25 protein-coding genes, 1 pseudogene and 2 riboswitches are annotated in these 25232 nt (G+C 65.9%); of the genes and pseudogenes, 8 read left to right on the top strand and 18 right to left on the bottom strand.

The genetic code is table 11. The features are described from left to right. Positions 1 to 45: 45 nt before the first annotated feature. The 5 genes from AC1DIO_RS14395 to coxB all read right to left on the bottom strand — a co-directional run bounded on the left by AC1DIO_RS14395 (position 46) and on the right by coxB (position 4488). Positions 46 to 642 (bottom strand): cytochrome c oxidase assembly protein, encoded by a 597-nt coding sequence (locus AC1DIO_RS14395; RefSeq protein ID WP_441488909.1) that lies wholly within the window; start codon positions 640 to 642, stop codon positions 46 to 48. Continuing rightward, on the bottom strand, positions 642 to 812 hold the full coding sequence (locus AC1DIO_RS14390) for a DUF485 domain-containing protein (protein ID WP_141739979.1): 171 nt from the start codon (positions 810 to 812) through the stop codon (positions 642 to 644). The genes AC1DIO_RS14395 and AC1DIO_RS14390 overlap by 1 nt, the downstream gene beginning before the upstream one ends. After that, positions 809 to 1762 (bottom strand): heme o synthase, encoded by a 954-nt coding sequence (locus AC1DIO_RS14385; RefSeq protein WP_069877488.1) that lies wholly within the window; start codon positions 1760 to 1762, stop codon positions 809 to 811. The genes AC1DIO_RS14390 and AC1DIO_RS14385 overlap by 4 nt, the downstream gene beginning before the upstream one ends. Positions 1763 to 1906: 144 nt before the next feature. After that, the gene (ctaD, locus tag AC1DIO_RS14380; protein WP_476853557.1) at positions 1907 to 3547 is read right to left on the bottom strand and encodes a cytochrome c oxidase subunit I; all 1641 of its coding nucleotides are present in this window, start codon (positions 3545 to 3547) and stop codon (positions 1907 to 1909) included. A gap of 56 nt (positions 3548 to 3603) precedes the next feature. Beyond that, the gene (coxB, locus tag AC1DIO_RS14375; RefSeq protein ID WP_441488911.1) at positions 3604 to 4488 is read right to left on the bottom strand and encodes a cytochrome c oxidase subunit II; all 885 of its coding nucleotides are present in this window, start codon (positions 4486 to 4488) and stop codon (positions 3604 to 3606) included. Positions 4489 to 4934: 446 nt separating this feature from the next. Between coxB and AC1DIO_RS14370 the strand changes: the two genes are divergently transcribed. From AC1DIO_RS14370 to AC1DIO_RS14340, 7 genes are all read left to right on the top strand, one after another. Beyond that, entirely contained in the window at positions 4935 to 5447 is a 513-nt protein-coding gene (locus AC1DIO_RS14370) for an invasion associated locus B family protein (protein ID WP_441488912.1), read from the top strand. Continuing rightward, the gene (locus tag AC1DIO_RS14365; RefSeq protein WP_476824524.1) at positions 5444 to 6055 is read left to right on the top strand and encodes a hypothetical protein; all 612 of its coding nucleotides are present in this window, start codon (positions 5444 to 5446) and stop codon (positions 6053 to 6055) included. The genes AC1DIO_RS14370 and AC1DIO_RS14365 overlap by 4 nt, the downstream gene beginning before the upstream one ends. 94 nt (positions 6056 to 6149) lie before the next feature. Then, positions 6150 to 6249, top strand: a riboswitch (glycine riboswitch). Positions 6250 to 6253: 4 nt separating this feature from the next. Further along, positions 6254 to 6351: riboswitch (glycine riboswitch) on the top strand. A 57-nt stretch (positions 6352 to 6408) separates the two neighbouring features. Further along, complete coding sequence (gcvT, locus tag AC1DIO_RS14360) at positions 6409 to 7566, top strand: glycine cleavage system aminomethyltransferase GcvT (RefSeq protein ID WP_476853556.1); 1158 nt, start codon at positions 6409 to 6411, stop codon at positions 7564 to 7566. Positions 7567 to 7598: 32 nt separating this feature from the next. Further along, positions 7599 to 7973: a glycine cleavage system protein GcvH gene (gcvH, locus tag AC1DIO_RS14355; RefSeq protein ID WP_441488915.1), complete on the top strand. Its 375-nt coding sequence runs from the start codon at positions 7599 to 7601 to the stop codon at positions 7971 to 7973. 82 nt (positions 7974 to 8055) lie between these two features. After that, positions 8056 to 9396 (top strand): aminomethyl-transferring glycine dehydrogenase subunit GcvPA, encoded by a 1341-nt coding sequence (gene gcvPA / locus AC1DIO_RS14350; RefSeq protein ID WP_476831652.1) that lies wholly within the window; start codon positions 8056 to 8058, stop codon positions 9394 to 9396. Beyond that, positions 9396 to 10970: an aminomethyl-transferring glycine dehydrogenase subunit GcvPB gene (gene gcvPB, locus AC1DIO_RS14345; protein WP_476853555.1), complete on the top strand. Its 1575-nt coding sequence runs from the start codon at positions 9396 to 9398 to the stop codon at positions 10968 to 10970. The genes gcvPA and gcvPB overlap by 1 nt, the downstream gene beginning before the upstream one ends. A 130-nt stretch (positions 10971 to 11100) precedes the next feature. Next, complete coding sequence (locus AC1DIO_RS14340) at positions 11101 to 12378, top strand: L,D-transpeptidase family protein (RefSeq protein WP_476831654.1); 1278 nt, start codon at positions 11101 to 11103, stop codon at positions 12376 to 12378. Between the two features lie 4 nt (positions 12379 to 12382). Here the strand turns inward: AC1DIO_RS14340 and AC1DIO_RS14335 are convergent, their stop codons facing one another. The 11 genes from AC1DIO_RS14335 to AC1DIO_RS14285 form a co-directional block, all read right to left on the bottom strand. Next, positions 12383 to 13138 (bottom strand): dienelactone hydrolase family protein, encoded by a 756-nt coding sequence (locus AC1DIO_RS14335; RefSeq protein ID WP_476853554.1) that lies wholly within the window; start codon positions 13136 to 13138, stop codon positions 12383 to 12385. Positions 13139 to 13311: 173 nt separating this feature from the next. Next, positions 13312 to 13788 carry a F0F1 ATP synthase subunit B family protein gene (locus tag AC1DIO_RS14330; RefSeq protein ID WP_441488920.1) on the bottom strand — a complete coding sequence of 159 codons (477 nt, stop codon included), beginning with the start codon at positions 13786 to 13788 and terminating at the stop codon, positions 13312 to 13314. A gap of 12 nt (positions 13789 to 13800) precedes the next feature. After that, on the bottom strand, positions 13801 to 14385 hold the full coding sequence (locus AC1DIO_RS14325; RefSeq protein ID WP_476853553.1) for a F0F1 ATP synthase subunit B family protein: 585 nt from the start codon (positions 14383 to 14385) through the stop codon (positions 13801 to 13803). A gap of 80 nt (positions 14386 to 14465) precedes the next feature. Next, a complete protein-coding gene (locus tag AC1DIO_RS14320; protein WP_043231023.1) occupies positions 14466 to 14693 on the bottom strand; it encodes a F0F1 ATP synthase subunit C in 228 nt (75 codons plus the stop codon). Between the two features lie 64 nt (positions 14694 to 14757). Beyond that, positions 14758 to 15516 (bottom strand): F0F1 ATP synthase subunit A, encoded by a 759-nt coding sequence (locus tag AC1DIO_RS14315; RefSeq protein WP_476853552.1) that lies wholly within the window; start codon positions 15514 to 15516, stop codon positions 14758 to 14760. Positions 15517 to 15560: 44 nt separating this feature from the next. After that, positions 15561 to 15905 carry an AtpZ/AtpI family protein gene (locus tag AC1DIO_RS14310; RefSeq protein ID WP_476853567.1) on the bottom strand — a complete coding sequence of 115 codons (345 nt, stop codon included), beginning with the start codon at positions 15903 to 15905 and terminating at the stop codon, positions 15561 to 15563. Positions 15906 to 16124: 219 nt separating this feature from the next. Next, the gene (gene smc / locus AC1DIO_RS14305) at positions 16125 to 19580 is read right to left on the bottom strand and encodes a chromosome segregation protein SMC (protein ID WP_476853551.1); all 3456 of its coding nucleotides are present in this window, start codon (positions 19578 to 19580) and stop codon (positions 16125 to 16127) included. A gap of 42 nt (positions 19581 to 19622) precedes the next feature. After that, entirely contained in the window at positions 19623 to 20252 is a 630-nt protein-coding gene (locus tag AC1DIO_RS14300; protein ID WP_441488923.1) for a DsbA family protein, read from the bottom strand. A gap of 104 nt (positions 20253 to 20356) precedes the next feature. After that, entirely contained in the window at positions 20357 to 20839 is a 483-nt protein-coding gene (locus tag AC1DIO_RS14295; RefSeq protein ID WP_441506452.1) for a DUF721 domain-containing protein, read from the bottom strand. Positions 20840 to 20887: 48 nt separating this feature from the next. After that, positions 20888 to 21451: a GNAT family N-acetyltransferase gene (locus tag AC1DIO_RS14290; protein ID WP_476853550.1), complete on the bottom strand. Its 564-nt coding sequence runs from the start codon at positions 21449 to 21451 to the stop codon at positions 20888 to 20890. A gap of 12 nt (positions 21452 to 21463) precedes the next feature. Continuing rightward, a complete protein-coding gene (locus tag AC1DIO_RS14285) occupies positions 21464 to 22060 on the bottom strand; it encodes a demethoxyubiquinone hydroxylase family protein (RefSeq protein WP_476853549.1) in 597 nt (198 codons plus the stop codon). A gap of 92 nt (positions 22061 to 22152) precedes the next feature. Between AC1DIO_RS14285 and mutY the strand changes: the two are divergent. Then, positions 22153 to 23223 (top strand): annotated as a pseudogene (mutY, locus tag AC1DIO_RS14280) (A/G-specific adenine glycosylase); the annotation flags it as partial. Here mutY and AC1DIO_RS14275 read toward each other — a convergent pair. Then, complete coding sequence (locus AC1DIO_RS14275; RefSeq protein WP_113512834.1) at positions 23204 to 24388, bottom strand: site-specific DNA-methyltransferase; 1185 nt, start codon at positions 24386 to 24388, stop codon at positions 23204 to 23206. The pseudogene mutY and the gene AC1DIO_RS14275 sit on opposite strands and share 20 nt — an antisense overlap. A gap of 190 nt (positions 24389 to 24578) precedes the next feature. Then, the gene (rnhB, locus tag AC1DIO_RS14270; RefSeq protein WP_441506454.1) at positions 24579 to 25190 is read right to left on the bottom strand and encodes a ribonuclease HII; all 612 of its coding nucleotides are present in this window, start codon (positions 25188 to 25190) and stop codon (positions 24579 to 24581) included. Positions 25191 to 25232 lie beyond the last annotated feature (42 nt).

The following is a 25232-nucleotide window of genomic DNA, read 5'->3' as shown; positions in this document are numbered from 1 at the left end:
TCCGCGTCCGACTCTGCTGCGCAGCGCTTGGTGCTGTCGCAGTTCTTATAGTTTCGACTTGCCCGCGTCACCTTTGCCATCCGCGACCGGCTGGCCGGCCTTGGACGGGAAATAGGTGTAGGACAGCGTCAATGATTTGACCCCGTTAAGATCGCGGTTCTGCTCGATCTCGGGGTCGACATAGAACACGACCGGCGCTTCCAGCGTCTCGCCTGGCTGCAGCGTATGCTCGGTGAAGCAGAAGCATTGCAGCTTGACGAAATAGGCGGCCCCCTGCGTCGGCGTGACGTTGAAGGTCGCGATGCCGGTGGAGACCCGGTCCGTCGTGTTGGTGATCTTGTAGAACACCGTCTGCGTCTCGCCGACGCGGAAGGTGATCTCGGAGCTTTCCGGCTCGAAGCGCCAGCCCAGGGCCGGCGAGACATTGGCGTCGAAACGCACAGCCATCTTGCGGTCCAGGATGCGCCCGGCGGCCGCGGTCCCGACCATCGGCGTGCCGCCGAAGCCGGTGACCTTGCAGAACAGGTCGTAGAGCGGCACGGCTGCGAAGGCGAGGCCGGTCATGCCGACAGCGACGCCGGCGCAGATCAGCGCCGTCCGGCGCATTCTCGCATGCTGACGGTTCGATGGCGTCGCGGTCATCACAGCGGCCTGTTCATGATGGCCGGACCGGTCTTCACCAGCGTCACCACGAAGAAGAAAATGACCAGGCCTGCAAGGACCAGCGCCAGCGCGACCGAGCGGCGCCTGCGGCGTGCCATGTCCTCCGGAGAGAAGGCCGGCGGGATCTCGCGTTTCGGAGCTTCGCTCATCCTAGCACCTTGGGCAGGGCCCACATCAGGCCGAGGCTGTTCTCTGCCAGCAGCACGGCGAAGAGCAGGAAGAGGTAGAGGATCGAGAAGCCGAACAGCGCATAGGCGGCCTTGTGGGCGGCTTCACCCTCAGTCACGCGCAACACGCGGAAGGCCAGCGCGATCATGGCAAGTCCTGTCACCACGGAGACGACGAGATAGGCCAATCCGCCGAACCCCATCAGGGCAGGCAGTACCGCGACCGGCGCCATGACCAGCGAGTAGGCCACGATCTGCCGGCGCGTCGCGGCGGGGCCGGCGACATTCGGCAGCATCGGGATGCCGGCGCGGGCATAGTCGCCGGACTTGACCAGCGCCAGCGCCCAGAAATGGGGAGGCGTCCAGAGGAAAATGATCGCGAAGAGCACGATCGAGTGCAGGCCGAAATCGCCGGTCACGACCGCCTCGCCGATCATCGGGGGGAAGGCTCCGGCCGCTCCGCCGATGACGATGTTCTGCGGCGTCGAGCGCTTCAGCCACATCGAATAGACGACGGCATAGAAGAAGATGGTGAAGGCGAGCATCGCCGCCGAGAGCAGATTGGCGACGAGGCCGAGCACGATCACCGAGCCGACAGACAAGGTCAGCCCGAAGGCGAGCGCCTCGGATGGCAGGATCCGCCCGGCCGGAATCGGACGCTTGGCGGTCCGCACCATCAGCGCGTCGATATCGGCGTCGTACCACATGTTCAGGCAGCCGGACGCACCGGCGCCGACCGCGATCGCGAGCAGCGAGGCGAATCCGATCACCGGGTGGATCGTGCCGGGGGCCGTCGCCATGCCGCCCAGTGCGGTGACGACGACCAGGAACATCACCCGCGGCTTCAGGAGCGCGAAGAAATCGCGCGCCTCGCCGGTGGAGCTCTTCGCGCCATCGGTGCGGGAATCGAACCTGTCGAACGCAGCGGACATTGGTCTTGTCGTTTCACTCTTTACGACGGCCGCCAGCGGCCGTGGGGAATGAGAGGGAGCGGTCTTGCCGCCCATCTCCGGAACGCCGCAGGTGGCGCTCGGGGGAGGGGCGGCGGCGGGCCGGGGAGCCCGCCGCCAGATGGATCAGTKGTCCGAGCCGACGATGCGCGGCAGGGTCTCGAACTGGTGGAACGGCGGAGGCGAGGACAGGGTCCATTCCAGCGTCGTTGCACCTTCGCCCCACGGATTGTCCCCGGCGAGCTGCTTCTTCGAGAAGGCGACGATGACGCCGTAGAAGAAGATGAGCAGGCCGGCAGCGAAGATGTAGGAGCCGATCGACGACCAGAAATGCCAGCCGGCGAAGGCATCGGGATAGTCCGCATAATGACGCGGCATGCCGGCAAGGCCAAGGAAATGCTGCGGGAAGAACAGCAGGTTGGCGCCGAAGAAGGCGACCCAGAAGTGCAGCCTGCCGATCCAGTCCGGCATCACATAGCCCGACATCTTCGGGAACCAGTAGTAGAAGCCGGCGAAGATGCCGAACACGGCGCCGAGCGACAGCACGTAGTGGAAGTGGGCCACGACGTAATAGGTCGCATGCAGCGAGCGGTCGACGCCGGCATTGGCCAGCACCACGCCGGTCACGCCGCCGACGGTGAACAGGAAGATGAAGCCGATCGCCCAGAGCATCGGCGCGGTGAAGCGCAGGCTGCCGCCCCACATCGTCGCGATCCAGGAGAAGATCTTGATGCCGGTCGGCACCGCGATCACCATCGTGGCGAAGACGAAGTAGCGCTGCGTGTTGAGCGAGAGACCGGCGGTGTACATGTGGTGCGCCCACACGATGAAGCCGACGACGCCGATCGCCACCATCGCATAAGCCATGCCGAGATAGCCGAAGATCGGCTTCTTCGAGAAGGTCGAGATGATGTGGCTGACGATGCCGAAAGCCGGCAGGATCATGATGTACACTTCGGGGTGACCGAAGAACCAGAACAGGTGCTGGTAGAGCACCGGATCGCCGCCACCGGCCGGGTCATAGAAGGTGGTGCCGAAATTGCGGTCCGTCAGCAGCATGGTGATGGCGCCGGCGAGCACGGGCAGCGACAGCAGCAGCAGGAAGGCGGTGACCAGAACGCCCCAGGCGAACAGCGGCATCTTGTGCATGGTCATGCCAGGCGCGCGCATGTTCAGGATGGTGGTGATGAAGTTGATCGCGCCGAGGATCGAGGCAGCGCCCGCGAGGTGAAGCGCGAGAATGCCGAAATCGACCGAAGGACCTGGGTGGCCTGCCGACGAGAAAGGCGGATAGATCGTCCAGCCCGTGCCGACGCCATGGGCGCCAGGCGCGCCTTCGACGAACATCGAGATGACCAGCAGCACGAAGCCGGCGACGGTCAGCCAGAACGAGATGTTGTTCATGCGCGGGAAGGCCATGTCGGGCGCGCCGATCATCAACGGCACGAACCAGTTGCCGAAGCCGCCGATCACGGCGGGCATGACCATGAAGAAGATCATGATCAGGCCGTGGCCGGTGACGAAGACGTTGTAGCTCTGGCCGTTGGCGAAGATCTGCAGGCCGGGCTGCTGCAGCTCGATGCGCATCATGATCGAGAGGAAGCCGCCGACCAGACCAGCCATGATCGAGAAGGTCAGGTAGAGCGTCCCGATGTCCTTGTGATTGGTCGAGAGCAGCCAGCGCCGCCACCCGGTCGGGTGGGCGTGGGCGTGGGCGTCATCATGTCCGTGTGCGTGGGCGTGGGCGCCCGGAGCCGCAGTTGCCATGGATTCGTCTCCTCGTGCGAAATCTGTTCGCGTGAGTTCAGTCAGATCTGGTTCGTTCACTCGGCCGCGGCGGCGACCTTGCCGGCGGCGTCGCCGGCGCTGGCGAATTTCTTCTTCGATTCGGCAAGCCAGGCCGCATAGCGCTCGGCGCTCACGACGCGGAACGCGATCGGCATATAGGCGTGGTTCTGCCCGCAGATGAACGAGCACTGGCCATAATAGATGCCTTCGCGATCGGCGCGGAACCAGGTCTCGTTGAGACGGCCGGGGATGGCGTCGATCTTGATGCCGAAGGACGGCACGGTGAACTTGTGGATGACGTCGGCCGCGGTGACCTGGACGCGCACGACCTTGCCGACCGGCACGACCGCCTCGTTGTCGACAGCGAGCAGGCGCGGAGCCTCGGCTGCGGCGATCTTGTTGCTGGCGATCGCTTCGGCGCGCTGCTTTTCGTCGAGCATCAGCGAATCGAAGCCGAAGGCGCCGCCGTCCTGCGGATATTCGTAGGACCAGTACCACTGCTTGCCGGTGACCTTAACGGTCAGGTCCGACTGCGGAATCTCGAGCTGGAGCTTGAGCAGGCGGAAGGAGGGAATGGCGATGACGACGAGAATCAGGACCGGGATGACCGTCCAGGCCACTTCCAGCAGCGCATTATGCGTCGTCTTGGAGGGGACGGGGTTCTTCCTCTCGTTGAAGCGCCACGCGACATAGATCAGCAGCCCCAGCACGAAAATCGAGATCGTGAAGATGATCACGTTAAGCCAGTCATGGAACCAGTGAATGTATTCCGAGACTTCGGTGGCGGCGCCCTGCAGATTCATCTGCCAGGGCGAAGGCATGCCGGTGCCGGCCAGCGCACTTTCAGGAAGAAGCGTCGTCGCGCCCGCGGCGAGGGCCGCTGCGGCCACTGTTGCAATGGTCCTGCTCAGAAATCGCATCGGTCCGACATAGCTCCTGTGATCCCGTCGCGGCCCGCTGTCCTTGTCTATGCGGCCCACGCGCAACGAGGCCGGCTGATCGGCCCGCCTCGTTCTTCGGCATTGCGATAAATCAAAGATCACGCTTGCGCCAGAGGGGCAATGCAGGCCTTCCACGCAGCCCGTGCGGCATAATCACGCGAGGTCTCGGCCTCAAGAAGTGCTTCCGTTGTGGCTCTGTCCTTGACAGGGCGGGGTCTGCATGGTCCCAACGCAGGCACATTCGGAGCGTGATTGTTTTGTGTGGAAGCCCTTCTGGCATCCCTCAAAACATGGATCGCCCTCTCGAATATGATTAGAGACGGATGGCGGTTTTGTCGGAATCGGACGAACGATTCCTGCAAGGGCGATCCGGCTTCAGGGGGCGATGTCCGGCTATTCGTGCCGGTTTGAAGGGAATGACGGGGATGGGCAAGTTCATCGGACCTGTCTTCGCGGCTGCGCTGGCGGCCGTGGGCGTATGTCTGGGTTCGAGCAGCGTGGCTTTCGCCCAGGGCGCTGTGAAGTCGACGCATGGCGATTGGCAGTTGCGCTGCGAGGTGCCGCCTGGCGCCAAGGCCGAGCAATGCGCGCTCGTGCAGAATGTTGCGGCCGAGGATCGGCCGAATTTGACGCTGCTGGTCATCGTGCTGAAGACGGCCGACCAGAAGAGCCGGCTTCTGCGTGTCGTGGCGCCCCTCGGTGTGCTGCTGCCGTCGGGGCTCGGTCTCAAGATCGACGACAAGGACATCGGCCGCGCTGGCTTCGTTCGTTGCCTGACCACGGGCTGCGTTGCCGAGGTGGTGATGGACGATACGCTTCTCGGCCAGCTCAAGGCCGGAAAAAGCGCCACATTCATCGTATTTCAGACGCCGGAGGAGGGCGTGGGTATCCCCGTCTCGCTTTCCGGATTCGGGCCTGGCGTGGAGACCTTGCCGTGAATGACGTGATGCCTCGCCGGCTGACTATGCTGGCTGCTTCTGTGCTGTGCCTTGGCCTTGCCGGCTGCGGTTCGCGCTCGCCCGCGGGCGAGCAGAGCGGCATGCAGACGCTGAGCAATATCGTGATGTTCCAGTCGACCAAGCCGCCTCCGCCGGTGGAGAAGCCGCTGGTTGATCAGGAGGCGGACTTCGTCTGCCCGAGCGTGACCATTGCCGATGGTGGCGCTGCCATTCGCGCCCAGTCCGGCCCCGATAGCGGTAGCCTGCGGCACCAGATTTCGATCCTGAACGTGGCGCGCGAGTGCACGCCGACGGGCGGTGGCGGCTTCAGGCTGAAGGTGGGTGCCGAAGGCCGTGTGTTGGCTGGTCCGGCCGGTGGCCCCGGCAGCTATTATGCGTCGATGAGCACGGAGGTCCTGCGCGGGACGACCGTCGTTGCACGCCGTGCGGCGCGTGTCGGCGGCACGATCCCCTCCGGCCAGGGCGGAACCGATTTCACCCATGTCGAGGACGGGATCGTCGTCCCGCCGGGCAAGGGCGACGTCGAGATCATCGTCGGCCTCAACACCGCTGGTGCTGCGGCGCCGGCTCGCGCGCGGCGCCGGTAGCCTTGCCGCCGCGAATGGCGCCGGCGTTTGCCGTGAACTGAGGCAAGGCGCCGATTGACTCGAAGGCGGCGTCTTGTATCTGTGCTGACGCCGCATCATCCCCGCGGGAGAGACCGGGTCCGGACTTGTCCAGGCCCGGCGCCGAAGGCGCAACCGCCCCGGAAACGCTCAGGCAAACGGACCGCGTGGGAATTGGCGCTCTGGAAAGCGGCGGATGCAACTCCGCCCACCGACGGGTGTAACCTGTCCGGCTGATCCTGCCGGTTCGGGGAAATCTCTCAGGTCCCAAGACAGAGGGGGCGCGCTCCGGACATTCCGTCCGGGGCTTGCGCTCGATTCTGGAAGGGGCCGCCATGGCTGCCGAAGCCGTTGAAGCTGATGCCGCAGGCGCCGAGGCGCTGCTCAAGACCCCGCTTCATTCCCGTCATGTCATGCTCGGTGCCCGCATGGTGCCGTTTGCCGGTTATGACATGCCGGTGCAGTACCCGATGGGTATTCTCACCGAGCATAACTGGACGCGCGAGAAGGCCGGGCTCTTCGACGTCTCGCATATGGGGCAGGCCTTTCTGCTCGGGCCCGATMACGAGACCACCGCGCGCGCGCTMGAGGCTTTGGTCCCCGCCGACATCGTCAACCTCGCTCCCGGCAAGCAGCGTTATTCGCAGCTCCTCGATGAGAATGGCGGCATCCTCGACGATCTGATGGTCACGCGCTCCAGCGAGCCCGACGAGGACGGTGCTCTCCTCCTCATCGTCAATGCGGCCTGCAAGACGGCCGACTACGCCCATATCGAGGCGCGCCTGCCGGCCAATGTGAAGCTCGTCCGCGCGGAACATCGCGGGTTGATCGCGCTGCAAGGGCCTGCTGCCGCTGAAGCGCTCGCCGCGCTGGCGCCCGAGGCCGCCGAGATGGGCTTCATGAGTGCGCGCAGCATGAAGGTGGCAGGCGTCAAGGCCAATCTCAGCCGCTCCGGCTATACCGGAGAGGACGGCTACGAGATTTCCGCTGCAGCAAACAGGATCGGCGAGATCTGGGACGCGCTCCTGCTCGATCCGCGCGTCAAGCCGATCGGACTCGGCGCCCGCGATTCGCTGCGGCTCGAGGCTGGTCTCTGCCTCTACGGGCACGACATCGACACCACGACCTCGCCGGTCGAGGCCGGACTGAACTGGTCGATCCAGAAGCGCCGGCGCGAGGAAGGCGGCTTCCCGGGAGCGGCCCGCATCCAGCGCGAATTCGCGGAAGGCGTTTCGCGCGTCCGCATCGGGCTCCTGCCCGAGGGCCGCGCTCCTGCCCGCGAAGGCGCCGACATTGCGACGCCGGAAGGCGAGATCGTCGGCAAGGTCACATCCGGCGGCTTCGGCCCCACGCTCAACGCGCCCTGCGCGATGGGGTATGTCGCAAAGGCCCACTCGGCTCCCGGCACGCGCCTCGGCCTGATCGTGCGCGGCAAGCCGTTGGCGGCGACCGTCGCGCCGATGCCCTTCGTGCCCAACCGCTACAAGCGCTGATTCCCGACCCTATCCTGATCTGGAGGACCATTATGGCCGAGACCCGTTACACCAAGGACCACGAATATATCCGCATCGAGGGTGACACCGGCACCATCGGCATCACCGACTACGCCCAGGGCCAGCTCGGCGATGTCGTCTTCGTCGAGCTGCCTTCCGTCGGCAAGGCGGTCGCCAAGGGCGGCGAGGCTGCTGTGGTGGAGAGCGTCAAGGCCGCGTCCGAAGTCTATGCCCCGGTCTCGGGCGAGATTGTGGCCGTCAACAGTGAACTCGAGGCTGCGCCTGGCGCGGTCAATGAGGACCCGGCCGGCAAGGGCTGGTTCGTCAAGCTGAAGCTGACCAATCCTGCCGAGCTCGAGGGCCTGCTCAGCGAGGCCGAGTACCAGGACTACGTGAAGACGCTGTGAGCAGCGATTCATTGCCCATGACCTGAATGTCCGGTGCCGGGCGCGCGCAGCGCCCGGACCTGGAATGATCAAGGAAACCCCGATGCGCTATTTGCCCCTCACCGACACCGACCGCGAGGACATGCTCGCGCGCATCGGCGTTCCCGATATCGACGCCCTGTTCAGCGACGTGCCCACCGGCAAGCTGCTGAAGGCTCCGCTCGACCTGCCGCGCGCCAAGGGTGAACTCGAGGTCGAGCGCATCATGGGCAGGATGGCGGCCAGGAATGTCGCAGCCTCCGCGGCTCCGTTCTTCGTGGGGGCAGGCGCCTACAAACACCATGTTCCGGCGACCGTCGATCACCTGATCCAGCGCTCGGAATTCCTGACCAGCTACACGCCCTATCAGCCCGAGATTGCGCAGGGCACGCTGCAATACCTCTTCGAATTCCAGACCCAGATCGCCGCGCTGACCGGTATGGAGGTCGCCAACGCCTCGATGTACGATGGCTCGACCGCGACCGGCGAGGCCGTGCTGATGGCTCACCGCGTCACCAAGCGCCGCAAGGCGGTCCTGTCGGGGGGGCTGCATCCCCACTACACCGATGTGGTGAAGACCCTGTCCGGCATGGCGAGCGACGAGGTCGTGGCGCTGGCGCCCGATGTCGTCGCTAACGAGGACATCCTCGCGCAGATCGACGATCAAACATCTTGCGTCGTCGTCCAGTCTCCGGACGTCTTCGGCAATCTCCGCGACCTGAAGCCGATCGCCGACAAGGCCCATGCCCATGGTGCGCTTCTGATCGCCGTCTTCACCGAGGTCGTGTCGCTCGGCGCAGTCACGCCTCCAGGCGCGATGGACGCTGATATCGTCGTCGGAGAAGGCCAGTCGATCGGCAATGCGCTGAACTTCGGTGGCCCCTATGTCGGTCTCTTCGCCGCCAAGACGAAATATCTGCGCCAGATGCCGGGCAGGCTCTGCGGCGAGACCGTCGATGCCGACGGACGTCGCGGCTTCGTGCTGACGCTCTCGACCCGCGAGCAGCACATCCGGCGCGACAAGGCGACGTCGAACATCTGCACCAATTCCGGCCTCTGCGTGCTGGCCTTCACCATTCACATGACCCTGCTCGGCGAGGCCGGGCTCTCGCGTCTGGCCGAGCTCAATCACGCCAATGCCGTGAAGCTGGCCGACATGCTGGCCGGCGTGAAGGGGGTGAAGCTGCTCAACGACAGCTTCTTCAACGAGTTCACGCTGAAGCTGTCGAAGCCGGCGGCCGAGGTCGTCGAGGCGTTGGCCGAGAGGGGCGTGCTTGGCGGCGTGCCGGCCTCGCGCCTGCTGCCGGGAGCCGGGCTCGACGATCTGCTGATCGTCGCCAATACCGAGATCAACACGGATGAGGATCGGGCGGCCTTCGTGGCGGCGCTCGCGGAGGTGCTGTGATGCTGAACCGTCAGGGACGTCCCACCCAGGCTGCTTCCTCCGTGGATCACGGCCGCGAGACCTTCACCGGCAATCGCGCGCTGCAGCAGATCGAACCGCTGATCTTCGAGATCGGCCATCATGAGACGACCGGCGTCGATATCGAGAAGCCGGCGCCGTTCAAGAGCCGCCTCGGCAAGCATGCGCGCAAGGACGGCATCGGCCTGCCCGGTCTTTCCGAGCCGGAGACGATGCGCCACTACGTGCGCCTGAGCCAGAAGAACTACGGCATCGACACCGGGCTCTTCCCGCTCGGGTCCTGCACGATGAAGCACAATGCCCGCCTCAACGAAAAGATGGCGCGGCTGCCGGGCTTCTCGGACGTTCATCCGCTGCAGCCGGTCTCGACCGTGCCGGGCGCGCTCGAGCTGATGCTGGAGCTCGCGCGGTACCTGATGACGCTGACCGGCATGCCGGCCGTGGCGCTGTCGCCCAAGGCCGGTGCCCATGGCGAGGCCTGCGGCATGATGGCGATCAAGGCCGCCATTGCCGCCAAGGGTGAGGGCGAGACCCGCAAGGTCGTGCTCGTGCCGGAATCGGCGCACGGCACCAACCCGGCGACCGCGGCGCTGATCGGCTTCGAGGTCCGGTCCGTCCCGGCGCGCCCGGACGGCACGGTGGCGGTCGAGGACGTAAAGGCCCTGCTCGGGCCGGACATTGCCGCGATCATGCTGACCAACCCCAATACCTGCGGCATCTTCGAGCCGCAGATCGTCGAAATCGCCGCTGCGCTGCATGCGGCCGGCGCGTATTTCTATTGTGACGGCGCGAACTTCAACGCCATCGTCGGCAAGGCGAAGCCGGGTGACCTCGGCGTCGACGCCATGCATATCAACCTGCACAAGACCTTCTCGACGCCGCATGGCGGCGGCGGCCCAGGCGCCGGTCCGGTCGTGCTGTCGAGCAGGCTGGCTCCCTATGCGCCGGTGCCTTTCATCCATGTCGAGGGTGGTGCGGCGCGGCTCGTGGAGCACGCCGACGACGCGCCGGCGGGCAATGATCCCTTCGGCCGCATGACCGCCTTCCACGGCCAGATGGGCATGTATGTGCGTGCGCTCGCCTATATGCTGAGCCATGGCGCCGACGGCATGAAGCAGGCTTCCGAGGATGCGGTGCTGAGCGCCAACTACATCCGCGCCGGCCTGTCCGACCTGATGTCGCTGCCTTTCCCCGACCACCCCTCGATGCACGAGGCGCTGTTCGACGATGAGTGGCTGAAGGGCACCGGCGTCACCACGCTCGACTTTGCCAAGGCGATGATCGACGAGGGGTATCACCCGATGACCGTGTATTTCCCGCTCGTCGTCCATGGCGCGATGCTGATCGAGCCGACCGAGTCGGAATCGAAGGCCTCGCTCGACCTCTTCATTGCGACGCTGCGCGATCTGGCCATGGCCGCGAAGGGCAATGACAAGGCCCGCTTCACCGCGGCGCCGCACCATGCCCCGATCCGCCGTCTCGACGAGACGCGCGCTGCCCGGCAGCCGATCCTGAAATGGGTGAAGCCGGAGCCGATTGCAGCTGCGGCTGAGTAAGGATGCTTGATCGATAGGGCAGCGATCGGACGCTGCCCTATCGTCATCTCTCTTCGCGGTCTTAAGCATTCCTTGACCATGTGCGAGGATGATTTCCTCGGTGCGTGTTTTCGCACCTTGGGAACAGTCGATGTACCGCTCTTTTGTCCGGAGCTCCGCAGTTGCCGTTGCCGCGCTCGTTCTGACGGTCGGCATCGCGCGTGCACAGGAGCCGAGCTACGGCCCCAACACCTATGACCGCACGCTTGAGGCGCTGATCACCCATGAGGAGATCGCGTCGCGTGGTGGCTGGCCCAGGCTCGCCGGCAGTGTCTCCGCCCTGAAGCCGGATTCGCAGGGGCCTGATGTCGTCGCACTGAAGCAGCGCCTGATGTTGAGCGGAGATCTGCCGCCGACGGCCTTGCCCGGCGACATCTATGACGCTGCGACGATCGCAGCCGTGAAGCGCTTCCAGGTTCGTCACGGCCTGTCCGATCTCGGAACGGTCGGCCGCCTGACGCTCAAGGCGCTGAACGTTCCCGTTGAAGTCCGGCTGAACCAGCTGACCGCGACCCTGGAGCGGCTGAAGAGCAACGGCTTCGTCTTTGCCGAGCGCTATGTCGTCGTGAACATCCCCGGCGCCAGCGTCGAGGCGGTCGAGAACGGCGTGGTCCAGCGCAAGCATCTCGCGGTTGTCGGTCGCCCCGATCGACCCTCGCCGGTGCTCCAGGCCAATATCACCTCGGTGAACCTCAACCCCTACTGGACCGTGCCGACCTCGATCGTGAAGGCCGACATCATCCCCAAGATGCGCAAGGAGCCCGACTTCATCGTGAAGTCGAACATGCGCCTTCTCGGAGCAGAAAATCGGGAGATCGATCCGGCGACCGTGAACTGGGCAGGCCTGACCTCGCCGTATTTCACCGTTCGGCAGGATTTTGGACCGCTCAACGCGCTTGGCCAGCTCAAGATCGACATGCCGAATACCGAGGCGGTCTACATGCACGACACGCCGAAGAAGACGCTGTTCCGTTCGGATGTTCGCTTCAACTCTTCCGGCTGTGCGCGCATCGAAGGGGTGCGCGACCTCGCCGCCTGGTTGCTCGAAGGCACCGAGTGGACCGAGCCGGCGATCGTGGCCGAGATCGCCAAGGGCGAGCGCAAGGACATCCGGCTGAAGAAGGCGGTGCCCGTGGCCTGGGTCTATCTGACCGGCTGGCAGGGCGCCGATGGGCTGGTCCAGTTCCGCGAGGACATCTATGGGCTGGACACGCCGCAGGGCATCGTCACATCGACGATCCAGGCGCGCAAACCCAAGCCGAAAGTACAGCCCGCCAAGCTCGAGGCGCGTCCGGCACCGGCTGCTCCGAGCCCGGTTGCAGCCCCTGCCAGGGCCGCGACTGTGAAGGCGGTCACCGCCGTCAACTGAGGCGTCAGGGCGCCCGGAGGATCGCCATCACGTCGCTGATGGCTTGGGCGCGCGCCGCGACATCCGTCCCGATCGTCACCTTGCCGTCCGGGCGCTGCGAATAGGCCGCGCGGCGCTCCCGGAGCGGCAGGTCCGGATGGTCGAAATCGTGATAGGCGCCGGCGAAGCCCACGAAGCGCGCTCCGCCTTGCCGTGCCAGCGCCTCGCAGGGCGCCGCTGGTGTCCAGTCATCTGCCAGTCCCTGAAGGATCGTCGTCGGCACCCGAGCGCGCCAGCCGCGTTTCAGCAGGACCCTGCAGCCAGGATAGAAGGCGATGATCGCCCGAAACCCTCCGGGGCCCGCGGCCGCGCGATCGGCGGCGACATGGAGCGCTGTCGAGCCGCCATTCGACCAGCCGATCAGATGTATCCCGGCGGGTTTGGCGAAGGGCTGACGGGCGAGCCAGTCGGCGGCGCCGAGGGCATCGCTGGCGCGATCCGCCGGCCGCAGCGCACGTTCGCGATCATTGCAGAGCGCGACGATCCCGCGGGGGCGAAAACTGTCGGGCAGGAGCACGAGGAAGCCAGCAGCGACCAGCCTGGCACTCCAGTCGCGCTCACGTGCGCTAAGCCCTCCAGAGGCCCGCCAGAGGCCGCTGCAGCCATGCAGGGCAACCACGGCGGGGAAGGGGCCTGTTCCAGCGGGCTTGGCGATCCAGCCGGTCAGGACGGTGCCGTCGCGTGACGAGAACGAGACCTCCTCCATTGCGCGGGCCGGCATGGCGCAGGCGAGCACAACAATCGTGGCCAGTGCCAGGCGAGCGATCAGGATGGGGCCTCCATCTCGGCGAGGTTCTATGTGCTCGGCCGAATCCGGCGCGCGCAGGATGTGAAAACGACAACGCCGCAAACCCGGAGGTTCGCGGCGTCGCATTCCCTGGCTGAACTGATCGCTCAGTTCAGCTTGGATTTGATTTCCTTCAGACCGGTCGCGAACAGGCTTTCGGCAGCCTTGCCGCCCATCTGGCTGCGCAGGATGCCTTCGGCGGCCAGCGTAGCGGCCTCGGCGGCGGCAGCGCGGACTTCCGCGGCAGCCTCCATCTCGGCCTGCGCGATCTTGTCCTCGGCGGACTTGGTCCGGCGGGTGACGAAATCGGCGAGCTTCTCCTCAGCCTCGGTGGCAAGGCGGATCGCCTCGTCCTTGGCTGCGGCGACGATCGCCTCGGCTTCACCTTCGGCAGCCTTGCGCTTCGCCTCGTACTCGGCGAGCAGCTTGGCAGCCTCCTGACGCAGCCGGCGGGCTTCGGAAAGCTCGCGGGCAATCTTCTCGCCGCGCGAATCGAGTGCGCTCAGAAGCGACTTGTGGACGCCAAAATACCCCAGAATGCCGAGGAAGATGACGAGGGCAACCGCAACCCAGACGGTATCCATGGTTCGGTCTCCTCAGGCGCTCAGGACGGACTTGACCGCGGCAGCGGTCTCGGCGTCGGTGGGGCTCTGACCCGTCAGCTTGCCGACGATCTCGGCGGCAGCGCCGGCAGCGATCGTCTCGACATGCTTCATCGCGGCGGTCTTGCGATCCGCGATTGTCTTCTCGGCGGCTGCGAGCTTGGCGCCGAGCTMCGCTTCGGTTGCGTGACGCTTGGCATCGGTCTCGCGAGCGCTGGCGGTGCGAGCCTCCTGAGCGATGGCCTGGGCGTTGCGGCGGCTTTCGGCGAGCGCGTGCTCATGGTCCTTGGCGACGGCCTCGACCTTGGCGTGGATCTCGGTGGCCTGGTCGAGATCGCGAGCGATCGTCGTGCTGCGTTCGGCCAGAACCTCGCCGACACGCGGCAGGGCGATCCGCGACATGAGCCAATAGAGCGCACCGAAGCTGATCGCGAGCCAGAAGATCTGACTGGCGAAGAAGGTCGGGTCGAAGGGGGGGAAAGCGCCCTTCGCGAACGCCGTGTCGGCCGAAACCGCCATAACGCTGGCGGCGGCTGATACGACCCCGATGCGCTGTGCGCGGGAAGCGCGAACCTGCATGGAACGCCTCTGAAGGTTGCGTCAACGAATGACGGCTCCGCGGCGCATGATAACGCCTGCGGAGCCGCAGTGAATGCTCGTCAGACGACGAAGAGCAGAACGAGCGCGACGACGAACGCGAAGATGCCGAGACCTTCCGCGAGCGCCGCGCCGATGAAGGCGCGCGGGAACTGACCGTCGGCAGCCGACGGGTTGCGCAGGGCGCCGGACAGGAAGTTGCCGAAGATGGTGCCGACGCCGATAGCGGCGAGGCCCATGCCGAGGCTGGCGAGACCAGCGCCGATATACTTAGCTGCGACGGGATCCATAGTCTTTCTCCGATGTAAAACAGTTGAGAGTGGTGGAAGGGTGAAGTCTCGCGAGCTCGCCCGGTCAGTGTCCCGGATGGAGAGCGTCGTTGAGATAGACGCAGGTCAATATCGTGAAGACATAGGCCTGCAGAAAAGCGACGAGGAACTCAAGCGCGGTCAGCGCGACGGCCAGGAACAGCGGCAGCGGCGCCAGTGTGGCGTAGATGCCGGCGCCGGTCAGGGCGACGACGAAGCCGCCGAAGACCTTGAGCGCGATGTGGCCGGCCAGCATGTTGCCGAACAGGCGCAGGCTGAGCGAGATCGGCCGGGACATGAAGGAGACGGCTTCGATCAGGACCATGAAGGGCAGCAGCCAGCCCGGCACGCCTGACGGCACKAACAGGCCGAAGAAATGGCTGCCATGCTTCGTGATTCCGTAGACCAGCACGACGGTGATCACGAGGAAGGCGAAGGCCGCCGTCACGATGATCTGGCTTGTGACGGTGAACGAACCCGGGACCATGCCGAGCATGTTCGCGGTCAGCACGAACATGAAGAGCGAGAACACGAAGGGGAAGAAGCGCATCCCGTCCCGACCCATCACGCCTGTGATGGTGGACGCGACGAACTCGTAGAGCATCTCGGCGAGCGACTGCAGGCGGCCTGGAACCGTCGCCCGCTGGCTGGAGCCATAGATCATGATGGCGGAGATCACCGCGACGGCCACCACCATGAACAGCGAAGCATTGGTGAAGGACAGATCGAGGCCGAACGGCCGCAGGCCCAGGATCGGCTTGATCTCGAATTGGTGGATCGGATCGATTCCGCCGCCAGCCGCCATAAGTCACCCCTAAATTGCCCCGGTTCGGGGCACTGCAAACACATTCAACGTTCCGGTTCGCCGCCCTTCGGTGAGGAAGGGCGCGTTCCGAGCCGATAGGCGGAGCGCAGGCCGGCGATGGTTCCGATCACCAGGAAGGCGATCAGCAGGAACGGCGACGTTCCCAACCACCGGTCGCCGAAATACCCGATCAGGGCACCAGCGATAACGCCGCCAGCCATATCCGTGGCCGCGCGAAAACCTGATGACATCGCGCCAGCAAGCGCTTTGTCGGGACCCGCCTTCTCTGAATCCGCCTTTTCGGCGGCTTCAGCACGCCCGAGGGCGGCCTTCAGCGAGTCCAGTCTTTCCCGCAACTTCGGATCGGAGTTCGGGTCGGATTCAGACATCAGCAACTCCCTTCCGACCGTGTCATGGCCACGACCGCGTCCGAAATTGCCACGAACCTGTCCGGACCCGCAGGCCGAGCCGTTGTCAGCGCGTTTCCTTTATTGTCCGCTCCGGCGACTGTCAAGGCATGGGGATTGGTGTTAAGTTGTTGAAATTATTTGATATTAGTGCTTTGTGCGGCATTCTTGCCGCATTGCGAACCCGAATGTGGCTTTTTTTCAGACGGCTTCGCGGATTTGTTCCGCTGTTGCGAGGTCGACCGAGACCAGTTGGCTGACCCCTCGCTCGGCCATGGTCACGCCGAACAACCGTTCCATGCGCGCCATGGTAATGGGGTTGTGGGTGATCAAAATGAAGCGCGTCTCGGTATTTCGGGCCATATCGTCGAGCAGATCGCAGTAGCGCTCGACATTGGCGTCATCGAGCGGCGCGTCGACCTCGTCGAGCACGCAGATCGGCGAGGGGTTGGTCAGGAACACGGCGAAGATCAGGGCGGTCGCGGTCAGGGCCTGCTCGCCGCCGGAGAGCAGCGTCATCACCTGCGGCTTTTTGCCCGGGGGGCGCGCGAAGATTTCCAGCCCCGCCTCGAGAGGATCCTCCGAGTCGACCAGCCGGAGCTCGGCCGTGCCACCGCCGAACAGGATGCCGAACAGACGCTGGAAGTGTTCGTGCACCACCTCGAACGCGGCCAGCAGCCGCTCGCGGCCTTCGCGGTTCAGCGCGCCGATGGCCTGGCGCAGGCGCCGGATCGCCTCGCTCAGGTCGTCGCGCTCCCCTGTCAGGCCCGCGCGCTTGGTCTGGATTTCGACGAGCTCGTCCTCGGCACGCAGGTTCACAGCGCCCAGACGTTCGCGTTCGGTCCTCAGGCCTGCGAGGCGACCTTCGATTTCGGCGGGATTCGGCAGCGCTTCGCCCGGCTTGATCAGAGTCAGTTCCTGGAGCCCGGCGAGCCCTGTCTCGAGCCCGTCCTCGATCTGCCGCTCCACATCGACCAGGCGCTGTCGGGCTGCCTCCAGGCGCGCCTCGGCGGAGGCGCGGACCTCGCGTGCACCAGAGAGGGTTTCCAGGGCCGCTCTGGCCAGCCGATCGGCCTCAGCCTGGGCGGTCTCCGCCGTGGCCAGGCGGTGAGCCGCCTCGCGGCGTGCCGTCTCGGCCGCCTCGATCTCGCCGACCAGGCGCCTGCGCTCGACCAGGAAGGTGTCCGGTGCGTCGAGCAGCGCCTTGCGCTCGATCTCCGCAGTCGCGATGCGCCGCTTCGTCTCGTCAGCGGTCTGGGCGCTCGCCCTGGCTCGTTCCTGCCAGGCCCGGATATCGACGAAGATCGTGGCGCGGCGTCGCTCGCGAAGCTCCGCCTCTCGCGCCAGGGTCTGGACGCGGGCACGCGCATCCGAAGCGGCTGCGCGCTGTTCACTGAGGACGGCGCGCGCCTTCAGGAGGACGCTTTCGAGCTCGGTCGCCGGCGCCAGGGCGGCGAGCGCCTCTTCGGCTGCAGAAGCCTGGGTCGTCGCTTCCGCGATCGCCTGGCCCAGGCGGGCGACGGCCTCATCGAGAGCCGAGCGGCGCGCGGCTGTCTCGCCGGCCTTGCGCTCGGCGCTTGCGAGCCGCTCTCGGGCCTGATCCAGATCGCGGCGGGCGAGCCGCACGGCTTCGACGGCGGCCGTTTCAGCCTGCGCGGAGGCGCGAACCGTCTTGCTGGCGGTATCGAGGCCCTGCCGCGCAATCTCTGCAGCTTTGCGCGCGGCCTCCGCCTCGCGTTCGAGGTCGCCAAGGCGATTCTTTTCGGCGAGGCGGCGGGCCGCTGGGGATGGGGCCTCCGCCGCGCTGGTGAAGCCGTCCCAGCGCCAGATGTCGCCTTCGCGTGAGACCAGGCGCTGGCCGGGCTGCAACGAGGCGCGAAGCCTCGCGCCCTCTTCGCGCGGCACGATGCCGACCTGGGCCAGGCGCCGCGCCAGGGCTTGCGGACCGCGCACATGCCGGGCCAGCGCCTCGGCGCCATCGGGAAGGGCAGGGTCCCCCGCAGCATTGCCCATGTCGCGCCAATGAGCCGGGGCAGCAGTGTCGGAGGCGGCGTCGAGATCGTCGCCAAGGGCCGCACCAAGTGCGGTCTCGAACCCTTTCGTGACGCTGATCGCTTCGAGGATCGCCGGCCAGCGATCGCCGGCCGCCGGTGCCAGAAGTTTCTGCAGCGTGCGGATTTCCGTGTCGAGGCGCTGGGCTGCGCGATCTGCCTCGGCCAGCGGCGCGCGCAGCCGGGTCTCTTCTTCTCGGGCTGCACCCAGAACAGCTCTTGCGCTGGCTGCCGCCGAATCCATCTCCAGCATGGTCTCCTCGGCCTGAGCACGCGCGCCCGTCAGCCTGTCGAGTTGAGCCGCGGCATCATCTGCGTCGAGCGCGGCAAGGTCGCGACGCAACCTGTCCTGCTCCGCGACATTCCTGGCCTCGCGGTTCCGGGCGTCACGGAGCGTCCGCTCCATGGCGTCGCGGCGGGCCGCGAATTCCGACAATCTGGCCTGTGCCGTGGAATGCTCACCCTCTGCCTGAAGCAGGATCGCTTCGGCCTCGGCCAGCGAGGCTCCTGCAGCCTCTCCCACGGTCGTGGCCGCGCTGGCTTCGCCGGCAAGCGTCTCATCCTCTCCGGTCAGCCGCGCGAGACTTTCGGCGGCATCGTCGGCGAGCCTGTCCTGGCGCGTCAGATCGCTCTGCAACTCGGTCAGGCGCTTGCCAAGCTCGTCTGCGCGTAGCTTGGCGCGTCTGTTTGCCGCCTCGAGCTCATCAAGGCCGCGCTTCAGCCTGACCAGGGCGGCGGCTGCGGCGGCCTCGGCCTCGCGTAGCGCCGGCAGCGCATGCGCCGCGACGGCCTGATGGCGTGCCGCTTCGGCCTGGATGCCTGTCTGTTCGGCAACGCCGCGGACCGCCGCTTCCAGGGCCCGATCGGCAGCGGCCGCATGTTCGCGCGCGTCGCGATGGGCGATCAGGGCGAGCGTCGCCTCGGCACGGCGGATGTCGGCGGCAAGGCTGCGATAGCGCCCGGCCTGCCGCGCCTGCCGCTGCAAGGCGTCGACCTGCGTGCCGATCTCGCCAAGCACGTCCTCCAGCCGCGTCAGATTTTCTTCCGCCCCCCTGAGTCGGAGTTCGGCCTCGTGTCGGCGGCTGTACAGGCCCGCGATGCCGGCGGCGTCTTCAAGGATGCGGCGACGCGATTGCGGCTTGGCGGCGATCAGTTCGCTGATCTGCCCCTGCCGCACCAGGGCCGGCGAGCGGGCTCCGGTCGCCGCATCGGCAAAGAGCAGTTGCACGTCGCGGGCGCGCACCTCTTTGCCATTGACGCGATAGGTCGAGCCTTCCTCGCGCTCGATCCGGCGGGTCACTTCGAGGACATCGGTATCGTTGAAGGCCGCGGGAGCCTTGCGGTCGCTATTGTCGAGGGTGAGCGCGACTTCGGCCATGTTGCGGCCGGGACGTTCGGAGGATCCGGCGAAGATGACGTCGTCCATGCCGGACGCGCGCATGTTCTTGAACGAACTCTCGCCCATCACCCAGCGCAGGGCTTCGACGAGATTGGACTTGCCGCAGCCATTGGGGCCGACGATTCCCGTCAGGCCTGGCTCGATCAGGAACTCGGACGGCTCGACGAAGGTCTTGAAGCCGGTCAGCTTGAGGCGCGTCAGATGCATCGACGCGCCTCATCGTCCAGGGTGGCAGGATGGCGCGTGGGCTTAGCCGGCCAGCAGCGGCTCGAGGATCTTGTCGAATTCCGCGATCGAAAGCGCACCTGCACGCTTTTGCCCGTTGATGAAGAAGGTCGGCGTCGAGTCGACGCCAGCCTTGGCCCCGCGATCCTTCACTTGTGTGACGGCGTCATAGATATCCTGCCGTTTCAAGCAGGCTTCAAAAGATTCCTGTGTGAAACCGGCCTGCTTCACCATCGCGGCCAGCGCATCGACCGGCTTCTCGGTGAAAGCCCAGTTGCGCTGCTGATCGAACAGCAGATCCGACATCGGGTAGTATTTGTCGTTGCCGTTGCAGCGCGCCAGCATGAAGCCCGCCGTCGCCAGCGGATCGAGCGGGAATTCGCGCAGCGTGAAGCGCGCCTTGCCGGTGTCGATATATTTCGCCTTCAGCGCCGGCCAGGTATCGCGGTGGAAGCTCGCGCAATGGCTGCAGGTCAGCGAGGCGTATTCGATGATGGTGACCTTGGCGTCGGGCTTGCCGAGCCAGACATCGCCCAGAGGGCCGGCGACAGCGAGGTCGGCAGTCGCGGATTGCGCCCGGGCCGGAGCGGAACCCAGCATCGCGGCGGCTGCGATCCCGGCCGCGCCGGTCAGAAGCTGTCGCCTGTTCGTCATCGTGCAATATCCTAAGGGGCCAAATCGGTGTCGGGACCATAGTGGCCAACACGAATGTGGCAAGATCGGTTCACGGGGAATGACGGCTTCCTCACGAAGCCGTGTCATCTCGTGGTGGCGGATTTCTGAGCGACGCCCAGGCCGAGCCGTTCCAGCGCGGCCCGCAGTCCCGGGTCTTCGATATGGGCGACCTGCTGCGCGATCCGCCCAACGAGGGCCGGGTCGGGCGGCGGAGGCGCCGGCTTCTGCTGCGGGGCCTCGACCGGTCCCTGTTTCAGCACGAGCTTGCCGACGGCACGCCAGCCGAGATGGGTGTTGACCCGCTCGAGGACCACGGGCCCGAGTTGTTGCATGTCGAGCGCGAAGGCGCCCTCGACGCGCACGACGAGCGTTGCCGGTTCCGATGTCTCGCCGGGCGCCGGGCGTCGGCGCGGCCAGTCAATCTTGAGCGGCCGCGATCGTGCTGCCAGCCGCTCGCCGACAATCTCCGGCCAGTGCGAGACGATGGCGCGCCCGGCAAAACCCTGGGCGGCGAGCGCCGGCGCAAGGCAGTCATCGATCAGGTCGGCGAGGGGTTTGGCAGCCATGCTCTATTCTGGGACCGGCGCATCGGCGCGACAAGGGCAGAAGCTGTATCAGCTGTTCCGGTGACGTCGCCACTCCTCGGCGCTGATCTCCCAGATTTCCGAAAGATGCCGGCCGCCGACATAATCGCGCATCTCGGCCCGGATGACGCGCATGCCGCCACTCTCGKAGATGCGGCGGGACGCGGTGTTGTCGGCGGCCTTCGGCACGCGCAGCACCGAACGCCCGAGGACATCGAACCAGAAATCGGTGACGGCGGCGGCCGCTTCGCTCATCAGCCCTTGTCGCTGCCAGGGCAGACCGAGCCAGAAGCCGCGGTTCTCGTCCTCGCCCTCCCTGAGCGAGATCAGGCCGACGAGTTGGCCGGGCTCGCTCTTCAGCCGCAGGCTCCAGTGCCATTCCGTACCTTGCGCCATTCCTGGCACGGCGACCTCATGCAGATAGGCGAGCGCGCCGTCGGGCGGGTAGGGCCAAGGCACCCGCCTGGTGAGATAGCGCACGATCTCCCAGTGCGGAAACAGCGCCTGGATCGCTGGTGCGTCATCGAGCGTCAGCGGCTTGAGGATCAGGCGGCGCGTTTCGAGGGCGGGGATGGCTTGCGTTGCTGTCGACATGGTCGTTCGCCGTTACGAGCGCGCTTGCCGCAGCGCGCGTGTCATGCGGGTGGAATCCCCCCAAGTCGATAGCCAGATCAGAATTTCGGTCACCATCGCAATGGCGGATTGCAGCATGGTCTGCAGCGAGTGTCTTGCTTCGCTGCCGAGCTGCATTTCGGCATGATGAAGATGCGCCAGCTCTTCCTCGCGGATGCTGTTGATGACGGCGTGGAGATCGGCGTCTCGGCCCTGTAGGAAATGCATTTGTTCATCGAGATGACGGTGTACGGTCTCTTCCACCGCTGCGGTGCAAACCCAAATCGCGCGTCGCCCCATCAATGCCGTCATCAAGCCGAGCAGCGAGCCACCGAGACTCCACAGCTTCATGATCCGGCAGGGACGTGAACCGCGTGCCGGCATGGCCGCATAGAACCTGACGCAATGGTCGATTTCGTCGGTGAGCATCTGCTGCAAAGCCGGGACGATGTCGGGCGTGAGCCGCTTCGCCACTGCGATCTGCGCGGAGTAGATGCGGATCGCGCCGTATTCCCCGGCATGGTTCACGCGCACGATCCGCTTGATCGTGAGGGCGTCGTGGGGTGAAGGGCTCTCCGGCGATATGGTCATGTGATCGCGGGAGCTCAATGACGTTAGCATCTTGGACGTTAGCATCTTGCGGCTGGGGGACGGCACGCTAAACCGGGGACATGACCCTCGCAATGCGCGCCCCTGCTGCGACTGCCGCCGATCTCCTGGACTGGTACGATCGCCACCGCCGTGTCCTGCCTTGGCGTGCCTTGCCCGGCGAGAGGGCCGAACCCTATCGCGTCTGGGTCTCAGAGATCATGCTGCAGCAGACCACGATAGCGGCGGTGAAGCCCTATTTCGAACGGTTCATGGCACGGTTCCCGACGGTTGGGGCTCTTGCCGACGCGCCGAGCGAGGAGGTCATGCAGGCCTGGGCCGGCCTCGGCTACTACTCGCGGGCTCGCAATCTGCATGCTTGCGCCAAAGCGGTCTCGGCGCTGCACGCGGGTCGCTTTCCCGATACCGAGGAAGGCCTGCGCGAACTGCCGGGCATCGGAACTTATACGGCAGGCGCTGTCGCAGCCATTGCCTTCAACCGGCCGGCGGTTGCGGTTGACGGCAATGTCGAGCGCGTCATGACCCGTCTCTTTGCAATCGAGGATGCTTTGCCGGGGGCCAAGCCCTTGATCAGGGAGCGCACCCTGGCCCTGTTGCCGTCGGAACGACCGGGCGATTACGCGCAGGCACTGATGGATCTCGGCGCCACGATCTGCACGCCGCGCTCGCCAGCCTGCGGCATTTGTCCGTGGCAGGCGCCGTGCGTCTCACGGGCGGCGGGGACACAGGAGACCTTTCCGCGGAAGGCGGCGAAGAAGACTGGGGCAACCCGCTACGGGGCTGCCTTCGTGCTGCTGCGCGAGGATGGCGCGGTTCTGCTGCGGACGCGGCCGGCCAAGGGGCTGCTTGGAGGCATGGCGGAGGTGCCGACCGGTCAATGGAGCGCGGATTACCGCCTCGCTGACGCCTTGCAGGATGCTCCGCTTCCGGCGCAGTGGCGCAGGCTGGCAACGCCCGTTCGCCATGTCTTCACCCATTTTCCGCTGGAGCTCACGGTCCTTGTCGCGCGTGCCCCGCGGGCGACGCCGGCGCCGCAAGGCTCCCGCTTCACCCCGCTGGCGCGGCTCCGTGACGAGCCGTTCCCGGCGGTCTTCCTGAAAGCGCTCGAGGCAGGGCTCGAGGCGCTCAGGCCGCTGCCATCTGCGCCCTGATCTCGCCGCGCAGTGAATCGAGCAGCGTCAGCCCTTCCGGGCGCTCGACATGCCAGAAGGTCCAGCCATTGCAGGCGGGTAACCCCTGGGCCAGCGCTCCGACCTTGTGGATCGAGCCGACAGCCGGGCCAAGCAACAGCGTGCCATCGGCCCGGATCGTCGCCTTGTGGCGGCGTTTCTCGTCGACGACACTCTCACCGGCCTTGACCAGCCCGGCCTCGACCAGGCTGAGGAAGGGCACGCGCGGTTCGCTGCGCTTCGAAGGCGCGGTGGAGAACGATTCGGGCGGCAATGGCTGGACAGCGGCGATGCGCTTGCGCGCCGCCTCGGCATAGACCGGGTCGCGTTCAAGGCCGATGAACCGCCGACCGAGAGCCTTCGCGACGGCACCCGTGGTGCCGGTGCCGAAGAACGGATCGAGGATCACGTCGCCGGGGTTGCTAGCCGAAAGCATGACGCGGGCCAGCAGGGCCTCCGGCTTTTGAGTCGGATGCACCTTGGCGCCGGACGCGTCCTTCAGACGTTCCTCGCCGGTGCAGAGCGGCAGATACCAGTCCGAGCGCATCTGCAGGTCGTCATTGCCGCCCTTCAACGCCTCGTAATGGAAGGTGTATTTCGAGCTTTCGCCGCGCGCCGCCCAGATCAGTGTTTCATGCGCGTTGGTGAAGCGCCGGCCGCGGAAGTTCGGCATCGGGTTGGCCTTGCGCCAGACGATGTCGTTCAGCATCCAGAAGCCGAGATCCTGCAGGATCGCGCCGACGCGGAAGATGTTGTGATAGGAGCCGATCACCCACATTGCGCCGTCCGGCTTCAGCACCCGCCGGCAGGCGGTCAGCCAGGCTCGCGTGAAGGCGTCATACTCGGCGAAGGAGGCGAACTTGTCCCAGTCGTCGTCGACGGCATCGACGAGGCTGTCGTCAGGCCTGCGGAGATCGCCGCCAAGCTGAAGATTGTAGGGTGGATCCGCGAAGACGAGGTCGACGCTTGCCGGAGGCAGGCGGTCGAGCGCGGCGATGCAGTCGCCGACGACGACCTGATCGAGCGGAAGATCAAATGAAAGGCTCGAAGCCTTCATCCGAGACTGCAGCGCAGGCCGTCCGGTACGCGAAACCTGAATCCGGACGGCGGCGCTGGCAGTCCCGGTACGCGAGGTACCCATGACGCCGAACCATTTACGCAACTTCAACAGTCGCGATCTTGGGGGAGTCAGGGTAAAAGCCGGGTTTCCGGGTTGAAAAAAATGCGTCTCGTTTTGGGGCTGCAGTTTTTGCCTAGTGCATTGGCAAACCAGCTGAATCCGGATCGGGTGTTAAGAAACGGCTAACGTGTCGCGGGCATCGCACAACCGCTCAGCGCCGCCAGACGCCCTTGATCGGCGCGAAGGAAAAACGGTGCTCCGGGCACGGGCCGTGGGTCTGTATCGCGGCGCGATGCGCGGCCGTGCCATATCCGGCGTGCCCGGCAAAACCATAGGCCGGATAATGCGTCGCCAGGCGCGCCATCATCCGGTCGCGGGTCACCTTTGCGATGATCGATGCGGCCGCAATCGAGGCCACGCTGCCGTCGCCCTTGATGATCGCATCGCAGGGGCAGGGCAGAGTGGGAGGGTCGTTGCCATCGACCAGCACATGCCGCGGCTGGACAGGCAGACCGGCAACCGCGCGCTTCATGGCGAGCAGCGTCGCCTGCCTGATGTTGAGCGCGTCGATCTCCTGCGCTGTGACGCTGCCGATCCCGATACCGAGCGCGGCTTTGGCGATCTCCCCGAACAGCGCTTCGCGCCTTGCGGCGCTGAGTTCCTTCGAATCGGCGAGGCCAGCCGGAATCAGGCCGGGGTCGAGAATGACGGCAGCCGCCACCACTGGCCCGGCCAGCGGCCCGCGTCCGACCTCGTCGACGCCGGCCAATGGCCAGAATCCTTGCTCAATTGCGTGCGCCTCGCGGCTGAAATCGGCGGCCATGCCCGGTCCAGGAAAGAAATCGTTGCCGGGCTTATGCCGGAA

The sequence above is a fragment of the Allobosea sp. 05T439 genome (assembly GCF_056396005.1).
This window is presented reverse-complemented; position numbering and strand designations above follow the sequence as displayed.